This is a genomic window from Streptomyces stoeckheimensis (assembly GCF_045822005.1).
Classification (GTDB): domain Bacteria; phylum Actinomycetota; class Actinomycetes; order Streptomycetales; family Streptomycetaceae; genus Streptomyces; species Streptomyces stoeckheimensis.
Genome location: NZ_CP169550.1, coordinates 2,833,622 through 2,847,915, shown reverse-complemented (window position 1 = coordinate 2,847,915; position 14,294 = coordinate 2,833,622). Strand labels below are relative to the sequence as shown.

At 73.3% G+C, this 14,294-nt stretch carries 11 protein-coding genes; all 11 read left to right on the top strand.

Translation table 11 applies throughout. From position 1 onward, the window contains the following. The first annotated feature begins 22 nt into the window (after positions 1-22). The 11 genes from ACE1OC_RS12730 to ACE1OC_RS12680 all read left to right on the top strand — a co-directional run bounded on the left by ACE1OC_RS12730 (position 23) and on the right by ACE1OC_RS12680 (position 14,294). Entirely contained in the window at positions 23-3,421 is a 3,399-nt protein-coding gene (locus ACE1OC_RS12730) for a S8 family peptidase (protein WP_407837108.1), read from the top strand. 32 nt (positions 3,422-3,453) lie between these two features. Beyond that, positions 3,454-3,885 carry a DUF1330 domain-containing protein gene (locus ACE1OC_RS12725; protein ID WP_407837107.1) on the top strand — a complete coding sequence of 144 codons (432 nt, stop codon included), beginning with the start codon at positions 3,454-3,456 and terminating at the stop codon, positions 3,883-3,885. Between the two features lie 2 nt (positions 3,886-3,887). After that, complete coding sequence (locus ACE1OC_RS12720; protein WP_407837106.1) at positions 3,888-4,817, top strand: hypothetical protein; 930 nt, start codon at positions 3,888-3,890, stop codon at positions 4,815-4,817. Between the two features lie 111 nt (positions 4,818-4,928). Then, positions 4,929-5,618: an SDR family oxidoreductase gene (locus ACE1OC_RS12715; RefSeq protein WP_407837105.1), complete on the top strand. Its 690-nt coding sequence runs from the start codon at positions 4,929-4,931 to the stop codon at positions 5,616-5,618. Then, on the top strand, positions 5,615-6,610 hold the full coding sequence (locus ACE1OC_RS12710) for a methionine synthase (protein ID WP_407837104.1): 996 nt from the start codon (positions 5,615-5,617) through the stop codon (positions 6,608-6,610). The genes ACE1OC_RS12715 and ACE1OC_RS12710 overlap by 4 nt, the downstream gene beginning before the upstream one ends. A 31-nt stretch (positions 6,611-6,641) precedes the next feature. Beyond that, a complete protein-coding gene (gene ligA / locus ACE1OC_RS12705; protein WP_407837103.1) occupies positions 6,642-8,852 on the top strand; it encodes an NAD-dependent DNA ligase LigA in 2,211 nt (736 codons plus the stop codon). A 387-nt stretch (positions 8,853-9,239) separates the two neighbouring features. Further along, the gene (locus tag ACE1OC_RS12700) at positions 9,240-11,453 is read left to right on the top strand and encodes a putative bifunctional diguanylate cyclase/phosphodiesterase (RefSeq protein ID WP_407837102.1); all 2,214 of its coding nucleotides are present in this window, start codon (positions 9,240-9,242) and stop codon (positions 11,451-11,453) included. A 5-nt stretch (positions 11,454-11,458) separates the two neighbouring features. Then, entirely contained in the window at positions 11,459-11,962 is a 504-nt protein-coding gene (locus tag ACE1OC_RS12695) for a nucleoside 2-deoxyribosyltransferase domain-containing protein (RefSeq protein ID WP_407837101.1), read from the top strand. Between the two features lie 282 nt (positions 11,963-12,244). Continuing rightward, positions 12,245-12,541 (top strand): Asp-tRNA(Asn)/Glu-tRNA(Gln) amidotransferase subunit GatC, encoded by a 297-nt coding sequence (gene gatC / locus ACE1OC_RS12690; RefSeq protein ID WP_007266718.1) that lies wholly within the window; start codon positions 12,245-12,247, stop codon positions 12,539-12,541. A gap of 5 nt (positions 12,542-12,546) precedes the next feature. Beyond that, complete coding sequence (gene gatA, locus ACE1OC_RS12685) at positions 12,547-14,046, top strand: Asp-tRNA(Asn)/Glu-tRNA(Gln) amidotransferase subunit GatA (protein ID WP_382981222.1); 1,500 nt, start codon at positions 12,547-12,549, stop codon at positions 14,044-14,046. After that, complete coding sequence (locus tag ACE1OC_RS12680) at positions 14,043-14,294, top strand: hypothetical protein (RefSeq protein WP_399376970.1); 252 nt, start codon at positions 14,043-14,045, stop codon at positions 14,292-14,294. The genes gatA and ACE1OC_RS12680 overlap by 4 nt, the downstream gene beginning before the upstream one ends.

Sequence of the window (14,294 nt, the reverse complement as noted above, 5' to 3'; positions counted from 1 at the left end):
TCTTCTTCTCAGGGGGAACCACGTGCGCAACCACCACTCCAGGGCGGGGGCGGCCGCCTCGATCGCGGCGGCCGCCGCCCTCGCGCTCGCGGCGGGGCTGACCACCCCGGCCGCCGCAGCGCCCGCGACCGGCGCGTCAGGCGCAGCGGCCGGCTCCTTAGGCGCCGGGGCCGCCGCGAAATCCGCCGCCCCACCGGCCCCGACCACCCGCATCACCCTCGTCACCGGCGACCGCGTCGTCCTCGCCGCCGACGGCAGGCCCGTCTCCCTCGAACGCGCCGAGGGCCGCGCGCACATCCCGTACTCGACGCACACCGAGAACGGCCACACCAGCGTCGTGCCGTACGACGCCCAGCCGCTGATCCGCGCCGGGAAGCTCGACCCGCGCCTCTTCGACATCACCGAACTGAGCCGCCCCGAGTACCTGGCCCGCCCCTCCGCCCGGCTCCAGCTGATCATCGGCTACGAGGGCCCCGCCCCCGCCGCCGCGCGGTCCGCGCTGCGGGCCGCCGACGGGGTCGAGGTGACCCGCGCCTACCCCACCCTCGACGCCGAGGCCGTCAGCGCGACCCCCGGGGGCGCCGCGGCCCTCTGGGAGGCGCTCACCGACCCCCGCCGGGACGCCGGCGGCCGCGCCGCCGCCCCCGGCGTCGCCACGGTCTGGCTCGACTCCGTGCGCACCGCCACCCTGGACAGGAGCACCCGCCAGATCGGCGCGGACAAGGCCTGGGCCGCCGGGTACGACGGCACCGGTGTGAAGATCGCCGTACTCGACACCGGCATCGACGCCACCCACGCCGACCTCGTGGGCCAGGTCGTCGCCGAACAGAACTTCTCCCGGTCCGCCGACGCCGTGGACCGCGTCGGCCACGGCACGCACGTCGCCTCCACCGCCGCCGGTACGGGCGCCCGCTCGGGCGGCGCCTTCAAGGGGGTCGCGCCCGGCGCGAAGCTCCTGAACGGCAAGGTCCTCGACGACAGGGGCTCCGGCAGCGACTCCGGGATCCTCGCCGGCATGGAATGGGCCGTCGCCCAAGGCGCCGACATCGTCAACCTCAGCCTCGGCGCCCCCGACACCCCGCAGCTCGACCCCGTCGAAGCGGCCGTGGACCGGCTCAGCGCCGAGAAGGGCGTGCTGTTCGCCGTCGCGGCGGGCAACAGCGGCCGCCGCGGCCCCGGCACCATCCAGTCCCCGGGCAGCGCGAGCGCCGCGCTCACCGTCGGCGCGGTCGACGACGCGGAGGTCCTCGCCCCGTTCTCCAGCACCGGCCCGCGCCTCGGCGACGGCGCGGTCAAGCCGGACGTCACGGCGCCGGGCGTCGACATCACCGCGGCCGCCGCCCCCGGCAGCATCATCGACCGCGAGAACGGCCAGGGCCCGGCCGGGTACCTGACCATCTCCGGCACCTCCATGGCCACCCCGCACGTCGCCGGGGCCGCCGCCCTGCTCAAGCAGCAGCACCCGGACTGGAAGGGCGCCGAGCTCAAGGGTGCACTGACCGCCTCCGCGCAGGGCGGCGCGTACACCCCGTACCAGCAGGGCACCGGCCGGATCGCCGTCGACGCCGCGCTGGGCCAGAGCGTGGTCGCCCAGGAGACGGCACTGACCTTCGACATGCAGCCCTGGCCACACGCCGACGACACCCCGCAGAGCCGGAAGATCACCTACCGCAATCTCGGCGCCGCGCCCGTCACCCTCGACCTCGCCGTGGCCGGCACCGGCCCCGGCGGGGCGCCCGCGCCCGAGGGCTTCTTCACCCTCGGCGCCTCCCGGCTCACCGTCCCGGCGGGCGGCACCGCCGAGACCGCGCTGACCGTGGACACCCGGATCGGCGGAACGGCGGACGGCACGTACAGCGCGTACACCACCGCCACGGCCACCGACGGCGGCCAGCGGGTGCGTACGGCCGCCGTCGCCGAACGCGAGGCCGAGTCCTACGACCTGACGCTCCGCCACCTCGGACGCGACGGGCAGCCGGCAAAGGACCACTCCACCACCGTCCAGGGCGTCCGGGGCGGCGCGGCGGCCCGCCGCTTCGAGGCGTACGACCCCTCCGGCACCGTCACCCTGCGCGTCCCCAAGGGCGGCTACCTGCTCGACGCCGCCCTCGTCGTCGACCCGCTCGACCTCACCCGGGGCGCCGACTGGATCGTCCAGCCGCAGCTCGACATCACCGCCGACACCACGGTCACCCTCGACGCGCGCACCACCCGGCCCGTGGAGATCACGGTCCCCTCGAAGTCGGCGCGGGCCCAGTTCGTGATGCCCACGTACACGCTGAGCGAGGGCGGAGCCTCGTACGACTTCGGCTTCTGGCTCGACTCGCTCACCGGCTTCCGCACCCGGCAGCTCGGCCCGGATCCCGCGGCCGGCACGCTGCGCCAGCAGTGGGACGTGCACTGGCAGGACGGCGCCTCGGCCGAGTACCACGCGGCGCTCGGAGGCCCCGTACGGAACCTCGCCACCGGCTACACCCGCCACCTGAAGCCCCGCGACCTGGCGACCCTCGTGGTCGGCCAGGGCGCGTCCGCCCCGGGCAAGGAGGGCTCGGTCATCGCGATGGGCGCCCTCCCGGGCAGCCGCTCCGGGAGCTCGATGTCCGTCTCGCGGCCGCTGCCGACCACGGCCACGCTCTACGTGTCCACCCTCGACGGGGTGACCTGGGACCTCCTCTACAGCCAGAGCTCCGGCCGCGACGACAACGGCTTCCCGCGGGAGGAGACGGCCTACGAGGCGGAGCCCGGGCGCACCTTCAAGGGCGGCCGCACCTACCGCGAACGGTTCAACACGGCGATCCTCGCCCCCCGCACCGACGCCGAGCACGGCGTGTTCCGCGACGGCGGCTCGATCGGGGGCTCCGTACCCCTGCTGGCCGACGGAGCGAACCACGCGGGCGGCTTCCACGACGCCACCGGCAGCACCGTCCTGCGCCGCGACGGCGTCGAAGCGGGCCGCAGCGACACTCCGCTGGACGCGAGCAACCCCTTCCCGGTCCCACCGGGCGAGGCCTCCTACGAGCTCACCACGACCGCCCGGCTGAGCCCGGACCTCTCCGCGACCTCCTCCGAGACCACGGCCACCTGGCGGTTCCGCTCGAAGGAGACGGCCGAACCGACTCCGCTCCCGGTCTCGGTGGTCCGCTTCGACGCCCGCCCGGCCCTGGACGGCACCCTGCCCGCGGGCCGCACGGCGAACTTCCCGGTCACCGTCCAGGGCCCGGCGGCCACCGACCGGGCCACCCCGCGGGTCCAGGTCTCCTACGACGAGGGCCGCACCTGGAGCCCGCTCCACGTCCGGCACGGCAGGGTCGAGGTCCGCACCCCCGCGAAGGGCGGCACGGTCTCCCTGCGCGGCACGGTCACGGACCGCTCGGGCAACACCTCGGAGGTGACGGTCCTCCGCGCCTACCTGGCGGGCTGACCGGCCGCCCCCACCGGCCCACCCGGCCACCGATGACCCCGGAGGTAATCGCTTCCGGGGTCACCGGCGGGCAGGATCGTCCCAACAAGCCGGTCCCGCACGGAATGAAGAGGCCCGAGATGACCGCCTACGCCATCGGACACATACGCCCCGAGACCATGAACGAGGACGTCCTCCGCTACATCGAGGAGATCCAGGCCACCATGGACCCCTTCGAGGGCCGCTTCCTCGTCCACGGCCGCCAGGTCGAGGTCATGGAAGGCACCTGGCCCGGCACGATCGTGCTGATCGGCTTCCCCGACATCGAGCACGCGCGGGGATGGTACGCGTCGCAGGCCTATCAGGCACTGATCCCGCTCCGCGCGAACCACATCGCGGGCGACATCATCCTCGTCGACGGCGTTCCCACGGACTACGACGCCTCGAAGACCGCCGCGAGCCTGCGCGAAGCCGCGGGCCTCTGACGATGTCGGACCGCGCCACCTTCCTCATCGGCCGCCGACGCTACGAGTCCTCCTTCGGCGCCGTCGGCCTGGACCTCGATCTCCTCGCCGGGCCACGGGCGTTCGTCCCGTTCGCGGAGGCCCATGCGGAGGCGGCCGGCCCCTGGTACGACGACGAGGTGTGTGAAGCGGGCGCCCTGGTCGACGTGGACGCGAAGGTACTGCTGCTGTTCGCCTGGGAAGGCGTCTTCGCCTCCACGCGCACCCGGGCGGCGGCATGCGAGCTGCTGCGGCTCGCCTGGCCGGACTGGCGCATCCGCTGGCTCTACGACGGTCAGCGCGGCCTGCGCGCGTACGTGGGCGCGGAGCCCTGCACGTACCGGAGCGGGGTGACGGTCGGCCCGGTGCTGGAGCCGGGCGATCCGGAGCTCGCGGAGCCCGACCCGTCGGTGCTGGTCGTCACGGTGGGCGGGCGCTGCCACGTGCTGGCGATGCTCGGCGACCACCCGGTGGACGAGGGCCCGGCCCTGCTGGAGCGGCTGGCGGGGGAGCCGGCGCACGCAGGTTACTCGGGGGCCTGCGAGGGCGGGGTCCACGTGGACCCGCGGCTGCGGCGCGTGGGGTGGTGGCACACCACCCGGCAGCCGGGCCTGGCGGAGGTGGGCGAGCGGTGGCCGGGGTGGACCGTGGAGTTCTGGGAGGACCGCTGGGCGGAGCACGCGCGGCGGGCTCCGGTGCTGGACCTGCGCGAGCCGGACCGGGTGGCGGCCCTGGCGGAGGTGCGCGACGCCGCGCTGGCCCGCTGGGCCGGAGCCCGCCGCGACATCCGCGCAGCGGTCCGCGCCGCCGCTCCCCAGGCCCTGGTCGGCCGGGGCCTGGCCCCACCGCTCCCGGCTTCCCACGCGGCAGAGGCGCGCGAGGCGATCGCCCGGGCCCACGCCTCGGCCCTCTGACTCGGCCGGGCCATCGCCCCTGCGGGATCCAGCCGCCCCGCCCCGCCCCGTCCCCGCCCGCGTTCGAGGCCGTGGGGGTGGAGGGACGGGCCGGGGTGCGAGCATGGCGGCATGGCTACTCATCTGATCACCGGCGCCGGCTCCGGCATCGGCAAAGCCGTCGCGGACCGGCTGCACGCCCGCGGCGACGAACTCGTCCTCCTCGCCCGCGACGCCGCCCGTGCCCGGCAGCTCACCGACCGGTACCCCGGATCCAGTGCGCTCGTCGGGGACCTCGCCGACCCCGACCGGCTGTCGTGGGCCTTCTCCAAGCAGGCGATCCCGGAGCGGATCGACTCGCTCCTGCACATCGCCGGCATCGTGGACCTCGGCCCGGTGGGGGAGCTGCGCCCCAAGACCTGGCACCAGCAGCTCAACGTCAACCTGATCGCCCCCGCCGAGGTCACCCGGCTCCTGCTGCCCACCCTGCGCGCCTCCCACGCCACCGTCGTCTTCGTGAACTCCGGCGCCGGGCTCGCCGCCCACGCCGACTGGAGCGCGTACGCCGCCTCCAAGCACGGGCTCAAGGCCCTCGCCGACTCGCTCCGGGCGGAGGAGAAGGAGAACGGCATCCGCGTCACCTCCGTCTACCCCGGCCGCACCGCCACCCCCATGCAGATGAAGGTCCGCTCCCAGGAGGGCGAGTCCTACGACGCCGCCGACTGGATCGACGCCGAGTCCGTCGCCACCACCATCGTGATGGCCGTCGACCTGCCCCGCGACGCCGTGGTCAGCGACCTCACCGTCAGGCCCGGCCGATGAGCACGAGCCCCACCGGCGGGGCCACCGGGGTCGGCTCGCTCCCCGGCGGCGACGCCCGCGAAGCCGCCAAGACGGTCACCGGCTCCTTCGAGGAGTTCCCGTACCTCGCCGAGCTGCCCGCCCGCGGCCCCGGCGCGGACATGATCGGCCGTTCCCTCGGGCTGCTCGTGGACATGTACGCGCACGTCGAGCCCAGCGGCTGGCGGATCAGCGACCGCCCCGGCCGCGACAGCAAGCGGGCCCGCTCCTGGCTCGGCGAGGACCTGGACGCCCTGGAGGAGTTCACCCAGGGGTACGAGGGGAAGCTCAAGGTCCAGGCCGTCGGCCCGTGGACACTGGCCGCCTCCCTGGAGATGCACGGCGGTGAGTCCATGCTCCAGGACCCGGGCGCCTGCCGGGACCTCGCCGGCTCCCTCGCCGAGGGCGTGCGCGAGCACCTGGCCGATGTGCGCAAACGCATCCCCGGTGCCCGGATCACCCTCCAGTACGACGAGCCCTCCCTCACCTCGGTCCTGCTCGGCCGGGTGCGCTCCGCCAGCGGCTACCGCACGTACCGCGCCGTCGACCGGCAGGTCGTCGAGGGGACCCTGCGCGAGCTGTTCGCCGTCCACGACGGAGAGGTCATCGTCCACTCCTGCGCCCCCGAGGTGCCCTTCGCACTGCTGCGACGCGCCGGGGTCTCGGGCGTGTCGTTCGATTTCTCCTTGCTCACCGAGCGCGAGGATGACGCCATCGGGGAAGCCGTCGAAGCGGGTACCAAACTCTTCGCCGGAGTGGTGCCCGGGACCGACGGCCCGTTGTCGGACCCGGGCGGTAGCGTCATGGGTGTCAGGAAGCTCTGGCGCAGGCTGGGGCTGACCCCGGGGACTCTGGCGGAGTCCGTCGTGGTCACCCCGTCGTGCGGTCTGGCGGGTGCTTCGCCCGCCTACGCACGGGCGGTTCAGGCGCACTGCGTCAGGGCGGCGAGGTCGCTCGCCGACAACCCTGAGTGATGGATCGAGACGGGTCACGGGAGGACACGGCATGGCAGCCGAACAGAAGCAGGGCAGCGAATCGACCGTACCGGCGGAACTGCGCGAGCAGCACGCGCTGATCGCCGAGCAGGTCGAGGAGCACCGCTTCCGGTACTACGTGAACGACCAGCCGGTCGTCAGCGACGCCGAGTTCGACAAGCTGCTGCGCTCGCTGGAAGCGCTGGAGGAGCAGTACCCGGAGCTGCGCACGCCCGATTCGCCCACCCAGAAGGTGGCCGGGGCGTACGAGACGGACTTCGCCTCCGTGGAGCACCGCGAGCGGATGCTCTCCCTCGACAACGCCTTCGACGACGAGGAACTGGCGGCCTGGGCCGAGCGCGTGGCCCGGGACGCCAACACCTCCGACTACCACTACCTGTGCGAGCTGAAGGTGGACGGCCTCGCCGTCAACCTCACCTACGAGAACGGCCGCCTGACCCGCGCCGCCACCCGCGGCGACGGCCGCACGGGCGAGGACATCACGCCCAACGTCCGCACCATCGCCGACATCCCCGACCGGCTGAAGGGCGACCGCATCCCCGCCCTGGTCGAGATCCGCGGCGAGGTCTACTTCCCGATGGAGAAGTTCGAGGAGCTCAACGCCCGGCTCGTCGAAGCCGAGGGCAAGCCCTTTGCCAACCCGCGCAACGCGGCGGCCGGTTCGCTGCGCCAGAAGGACCCCAAGGTCACCGCGAGCCGCCCGCTGCACATGGTCGTGCACGGCATCGGCGCCCGCGAGGGCTTCGAGATCGACTGCCAGTCGCAGGCCTACGATCTGCTCCACGAGTGGGGCCTGCCCACAGCCCAGCACAACAAGGTGGTCTCCACGCTCGCCGAGGTCCGCGAGTTCATCGCGTACTTCGGCGAGAACCGCCACTCGGTGGAGCACGAGATCGACGGCGTCGTAGTCAAGCTCGACGAGATCTCCCTCCAGGGCCGGCTCGGCTCCACCGCGCGCGCCCCGCGCTGGGCCATCGCCTGGAAGTACGCGCCCGAGGAGGTCAACTCCAAGCTGATCGACATCAAGGTCGGCGTGGGCCGCACCGGGCGCGTGACCCCGTACGCCCAGGTGGAGCCGGTGACGGTGGCGGGCTCCGAGGTCGAGTTCGCGACCCTGCACAACCAGGAGGTCGTCAAGGCCAAGGGCGTGCTCATCGGGGACACCGTCGTCCTGCGCAAGGCCGGCGATGTCATCCCCGAGATCCTCGGACCGGTGGTCGACCTGCGGGACGGCAGCGAGCGGGAGTTCGTGATGCCGGCCGAGTGCCCCGCGTGCGGGACGGAACTGCGGCCGATGAAGGAGGGGGACATCGACGTCCGGTGCCCCAACGCGCAGTCCTGCCCGGCTCAGTTGCGCGAGCGGGTCGCCTACCTGGCCGGCCGCCAGTCCCTGGACATCGAGAACTTCGGCATGGTCGCGGCGGCGGCCATGACCGGCCCGCTGGAGCCCGCCGTCCCGCCGCTGCTCGACGAGGGCGACCTCTTCGACCTGACCATCGAGCAGCTGCTGCCGATCAAGGCCTACGTCCTCGACCCGGACAGCGGGCTGCCCAAGCGGGACCCGAAGACGGGCGAGGAGAAGATCGTCACGGTCTTCGCGAACCAGAAGGGCGAGCCGAAGAAGAACGCCCTGTCGATGCTGGAGAACATCGCGGCGGCCAAGGACCGGCCGCTCGCCCGCATCATCAACGGCCTGTCGATCCGGCACGTCGGCCCGGTCGCGGCCGAGGCCCTCGCCCGTGAGTTCCGGTCGATCGACGCGATCCGGGCCGCCACCGTGGAGGAGCTGACGGCGGCCGAGGGCGTCGGCGACATCATCGCCGCCTCCCTCAAGGAGTGGTTCGCCGAGCCGTGGCACGAGGAGATCCTGCGCAAGTGGGCGGCCGCCGGGGTCCGGATGGAGGAGGAAGGTTCCGGCGAGGACGAGGGGCCGCGCCCGCTGGAGGGGCTGACCGTCGTCGTCACCGGCACTTTGCAGAGCCACACGCGGGACGGCGCGAAGGAGGCCCTGCAGAGTCGCGGCGCCAAGGTGACCGGGTCCGTCTCGAAGAAGACCTCCTTCGTCGTGGTCGGCGACAACCCCGGCTCGAAGTACGACAAGGCAGTGCAGTTGAAGCTCTCCATCCTCGACGACGCCGGCTTCGCCGTCCTGCTCGCGGAGGGCCCCGACGCCGCGCGCGGGGCCGCGCTCCCGGTGGACGGCAACGCCGAAGCGGAGTAGCGAAGGCGAACGGATGCGTGGCGTCCGGCCGTACGAGCGGGCGCGCGCCGGGCGCGCCCGGCGGTGGCGCCCGGCACCGCACGGCCGGTACCGGGCCCATGCGAGGCCGGTACAAGGCTGGTGGCGGGCCCCCGACCTGTCGGATCATCGGACGGGCGACGGGGGGTCCTGGTCCAAACTCACCCGTTCGGCGGATACCGTACTGATGAGGATGGCTGGGTCGTATTCGGGCAACCGCCGCCGACCGCTGCCCCTGGGCGCCTCCCGCGTCCTACTGTTGAGGGGTGCGCCTGTCGTGCACGGCTGCTTGACGCGCTTCCAGCCGTGATGGCATGACATCGGGGCCATCGCGTGGCATCGGCATCGCCGGCTGTGAGAGGGACGGGCATGAAACCCACCGAAAGCGCCGACCCGTCACCAGATTTCGGCGGGGAGTTCCCGTCCATGCGGACGGGCCGGCTCGGTGTCCTGGGCTCCAGGGCACCGCGAACGCGCGCGCTCGACACCGGAGTGGGCACGGACGGCCGGGCGGGCCGGCACGCCGCGCTGCCCCTCATCATCGTGGGTCTCGCCGCCGTCCTGCTCGGCGTCGGCGTCGTCACCGCACTGACCAGCCGTCACGCCCTGTTTCCCGGCGGCCCGGTCGGCTGGGCGCTCGCCCTGCTCACCGGCATCATCGTCGGCCACCTCGTCGCCCTCGGCCGCGACCGCTGGTGGGGCGGCACCGGATCGGGCGCGGCCCTCACCCTCGGCGTCCTCATCCTCTACGGATGGGTCCCCGCCGGCCTGGTCTCCCTCGCCGTGGTCTCCCTCGTCGGCGCCGCCCGCAGGCACCGCTGGCGCCAGGGCCTGCTGCACGGAGCCACCGACATCCTCGGCATCGGCGCGGGAGCCCTCGTCCTCGCCGCCTTCGGGGAGTCGCCCTCCGTCGAGCACCCCTGGCTGCCCACCGGCTGGGAGCTCGACGCGGTCCCCGAAGTCATCCTCGTCGCCCTCGCCTACCTGCTCGTCACCCGCGTCCTGCTCTGGCTCGCCCTCGCCCCGAGCGGCGGGGGACTGCCCACGGTCGCCCGTACCGCACTGCTGCGCCAGGCCCTGGTCGCCGTCGCGCTCCTCGGCATCGCCCCGCTGATCTGCGTGGTCGCCGAATCGCAGCCGGTGCTGCTGCCGCTGTTCGCCGTACCGCTGATCGCCCTGGACTCCACGCTGTGGATCGCCCGGGCTCGCGCCGAGGAGCAGTTGCGGGACCCGCTCACCGGGCTGCCGAACCGGCAGTGGCTGCTGGAACGCGCCTGGAGCGCGCTCGACCAGGCCGAACGCACGGGCACCCGCGCGGCGCTGGTCCTGATCGACCTCGACCGCTTCCGGGCGGTCAACGACACCCTCGGCCACCTCGCCGGCGACCGGCTGCTCCTGCAGATAGCGGACCGGCTGCGCCAGGCCCTGCCCCAGGACGCGGAGGCGGCCCGCCTCGGCGGCGACGAGTTCGCCGTCCTCCTCCCCCTCACCGACTCGACCACCAGCGCCCAGCGGGTCGCCCGCAACCTGGTCGCCGAACTCAGCTCCCCCCTCGACCTGGACGGTCTGACCCTCGTCCTGGAGGCCAGCGCCGGCCTCGCCGTCTTCCCCGACCACGCGCTGGACGCGGAGGGACTGCTGCGCCGAGCCGATGTCGCCATGTACCAGGCGAAGCGGGACCGGACCGGAGTCGAGGTCTACGAGTCCAAGCGCGACAGCAACACCCCCGACCGGCTCGGCCTGCTGGGCGACCTGCGCAGGGCGCTGGACGCGGGCGAGGTGGAACTGCACTACCAGCCGAAGGTCCGGTTCGACGGCAAGGTCGCCGGGCTGGAAGCGCTGGTGCGCTGGGTGCACCCGGAACGCGGGCGGGTCCCGCCGGACGAGTTCATCGCGATCGCGGAGACCTCCGGGCTGATGCCGCACCTGACGGAGTACGTACTGGAGACCGCGCTCGCGCAGGTCGCCCGGTGGCGGGCGCAGGGCCTCAAGGTCCCGGTCGCCGTCAACGTGTCGCCGCGCGACGTCCACACCCCCGGCTTCGCGGGCGCCGTGGCAGCGCGGCTCGCCCGGCACGGGGTCCCGGCGAGCGGGCTCCAGCTGGAGATAACGGAACACGTCCTCCTGGAGGACCCGCAGCGGGCCGCCGACACCATGGCCGGGCTGACCGGCCACGGCGTGAAGATGTCCCTGGACGACTTCGGCACGGGCTACTCCTCCCTCGTCCACCTGCGGCGGCTGCCGGTCAGCGAACTGAAGATCGACCGGTCGTTCGTGGCGCGGCTCGCGGTCGACGCCCAGGACGCGGAGATCGTCCGCTGCACGGTGGACCTCGCCCACTCCCTCGGCCTGCTGGTCGTCGCGGAGGGCGTCGAGGACGACGAGACGTGGGAGCGGCTGCGGGACCTGGGCTGCGACGCCGTCCAGGGCTGGCTGGTCGCCGCCGCCATGCCTCCGCAGGAGGCGACGGCCTGGCTGCTGGCCCGCGGCGAACGCGGCTGGCGGCGGCCTGCGGACATCACGGCGGAGCTGGCCGCGGAGGCCGCGGCGCAGACGGCGGCCGCGGCGGCGCAGTCCCAGTGAGGTACGTGGAAGCACCGGAGGTGCACCGGCCCGCGCCCGGGGATCCGCCGTCGGTCTTCCTCGCGGGCGGGATCACGCACTGCCCGCACTGGCAGCCGGAGGCGGCGCGGGGGCTGGCCGACTTCGTCGTGCTCAACCCGCGGCGGACGGACTTCGACGTGTCCGACCCCTCGCAGACGGACGTCCAGATCGCATGGGAGTACGCGCACCTGCTGCGGGCGGATCTGACCCTCTTCTGGTTCCCGGCGTGCGATGCGTCCCTCACGGTCCAGCCGATCACGCTGTACGAACTCGGCGCGGCCGCGGCCACCCCGGGACGCCGTCTGGTCGTCGGGGCCGACCCCGGCTACCCGCGGCGCGCGGACGTGGTCACGCAGCTGTCCCTCTCCCGCCCGGACCTCACGGTCCACGCCACCCTCCCCGAAACGGTGACCGCGGCCCGCGCCGAGCTGACTGCCCAGGCCTCAAACGCCGGAGGGGCTGAAAGATCCAGCCTCGCCGGCGTTTGAGGCGCGGGGTCTGGGGCGGAGCCCCAGGGGGGTCCGGGGTGCAGCCCCGGGGAACGGGCGAAGGGCGGGTAGGGGACCTTGCCCCGTGCAGCGGCACACCCACAGCCGGGGCCGGGGGCGGGCTCCGCTCAAGCCGCCGCGGACGGCCCCGCCAGGGGAGGAATCGGGCCCGCGCGGGGGTCCCGTACCGCCCCGGGGGTAAACCGGGGCGCCGGGCGGGGGCCGGGCCCCATAGGATTGGGCCCGAAACCTACACACTCACCACCCCCAGAGGATCGCTGCATGCCTGGCATCACGCGCGAGGAGGTCGCCCACCTCGCTCGGCTGGCACGTCTGGAGCTGAAGAGCGAAGAGCTCGACCACTTCGCTGGACAGCTCGACGACATCATCGGCGCGGTCGCCCGCGTTTCCGAGGTCGCCGACCAAGACGTCCCGCCGACCTCCCACCCGCTGCCGCTGACGAACGTCATGCGCGCGGACGAGGTCCGTCCGTCGCTCACCCCCGAGCAGGCGCTTTCCGGCGCTCCCGCCCAGGAGCAGCAGCGTTTCAAGGTGCCGCAGATCCTGGGGGAGGACTAATCACCATGGCTGACATCAACATCATCAAGCTCACGGCCGCCCAGACCGCCGAGAAGATCGCCTCCGGCGAGCTCACGGCCGTCGAGGTCACCGAGGCCCACCTGGCCCGTATCGGGGCGACCGACGAGAAGGTCAACGCCTTCCTGCACGTCGACCGCGAGGGCGCGCTCGCCCAGGCGGCCGCCGTCGACGCCAAGCGCGAGCGCGGCGAGGAGCTCGGCCCGCTGGCCGGCGTACCGCTCGCCCTCAAGGACATCTTCACCACCGTCGGGATCCCCACCACCGTCGGTTCGAAGATCCTCGAAGGCTGGATCCCGCCGTACGACGCCACCCTGACGCGCAAGCTGAAGGAAGCCGACGTCGTCATCCTCGGCAAGACCAACATGGACGAGTTCGCCATGGGGTCCTCCACCGAGAACAGCGCCTACGGGCCCACCGGCAACCCCTGGGACCTCGCCCGGGTCCCCGGCGGCTCCGGCGGCGGCTCCGCGGCCGCGCTGGCCGCCTTCCAGGCGCCGCTGGCCATCGGCACGGACACCGGCGGTTCCATCCGCCAGCCCGCCGCCCTCACCGGCACCGTCGGCGTGAAGCCCACCTACGGCGGCGTCTCCCGCTACGGCATGGTGGCCTTCTCCTCCTCCCTCGACCAGGGCGGTCCCTGCGCCCGTACGGTCCTGGACGCGGCCCTCCTCCACGAGGTCATCGCCGGTCACGACCCGATGGACTCCACGTCCATCGACGCCCCGGTCCCGCCGGTCGTCGAGGCGGCCCGCAACGGCTCCGTCGCCGGCATGCGCGTCGGCGTCGTCAAGCAGTTCGCCGGCGAGGGCTACCAGGCCGGCGTCGTCCAGCGCTTCAACGAGTCCGTCGCCCTCCTCAAGGAGCTCGGCGCCGAGATCGTGGAGCTGGACTGCCCGTCCTTCGACCTCGCGATGGCCGCGTACTACCTCATCGCGCCGTCCGAGTGCTCCTCGAACCTGGCCCGCTTCGATGCCATGCGCTACGGCCTGCGCGTCGGCGACGACGGCACCAAGTCCGCCGAGGACGTCACCGCCCTGACCCGCGAAGCCGGTTTCGGCGACGAGGTCAAGCGCCGCATCATCCTCGGTACGTACGCGCTCAGCTCCGGCTACTACGACGCGTACTACGGCTCCGCCCAGAAGGTCCGCACGCTCATCACGCGGGACTTCGAGAAGGCCTTCGAGCAGGTCGACGTGATCGTCTCCCCGACCACGCCCACCACCGCCTTCGCGATCGGCGAGCGCACGGACGACCCGCTGGCCATGTACCTCGCGGACCTGTGCACCATCCCGACCAACCTGGCCGGCAACTCCGCCATGTCGCTGCCCTGCGGCCTGGCCCCGGAGGACGGTCTGCCGGTCGGGCTCCAGATCATCGCCCCGGCGATGAAGGACGACCGCCTGTACAAGGTGGGTGCCGCAGTCGAGGCCGCCTTCGTCGAGCGCTGGGGCCACCCGCTGCTTGAGGAGGCTCCGTCGCTGTGAGTTCCAATACGAGTGCGCTGTCCAAGGCCAAGGGCTTCAGGAAGTCCAAGTCCGGCACGTACCTGTCCATCGGCACCACCGCCTTCGGTGCCCTCAGCGTCGTCAAGCAGGCCAAGAAGGCCCGCAGCGAGCACGACACGCTGAAGCTGATCGACGCCGTCGTGTCCGCCGCCGCCATCGTCACCGGCCTCGCGATCCTGTACCGCGAACTGAAGCGTCTCGGCGACGACGACGTCCTGCTGGGCTGA

What these genes read in the sequence shown, in the direction of transcription:
- ACE1OC_RS12725 (WP_407837107.1), top strand. Translation starts at nt 3,454, where the DNA reads ATGACCCCGGAGGTAATCGCTTCCGGGGTCACCGGCGGGCAGGATCGT.
- ACE1OC_RS12720 (WP_407837106.1), top strand. Translation starts at nt 3,888, where the DNA reads ATGTCGGACCGCGCCACCTTCCTCATCGGCCGCCGACGCTACGAGTCC.
- ACE1OC_RS12715 (WP_407837105.1), top strand. Translation starts at nt 4,929, where the DNA reads ATGGCTACTCATCTGATCACCGGCGCCGGCTCCGGCATCGGCAAAGCC.
- ACE1OC_RS12710 (WP_407837104.1), top strand. Translation starts at nt 5,615, where the DNA reads ATGAGCACGAGCCCCACCGGCGGGGCCACCGGGGTCGGCTCGCTCCCC.
- ligA (WP_407837103.1), top strand. Translation starts at nt 6,642, where the DNA reads ATGGCAGCCGAACAGAAGCAGGGCAGCGAATCGACCGTACCGGCGGAA.
- ACE1OC_RS12700 (WP_407837102.1), top strand. Translation starts at nt 9,240, where the DNA reads ATGAAACCCACCGAAAGCGCCGACCCGTCACCAGATTTCGGCGGGGAG.
- gatC (WP_007266718.1), top strand. Translation starts at nt 12,245, where the DNA reads ATGCCTGGCATCACGCGCGAGGAGGTCGCCCACCTCGCTCGGCTGGCA.
- gatA (WP_382981222.1), top strand. Translation starts at nt 12,547, where the DNA reads ATGGCTGACATCAACATCATCAAGCTCACGGCCGCCCAGACCGCCGAG.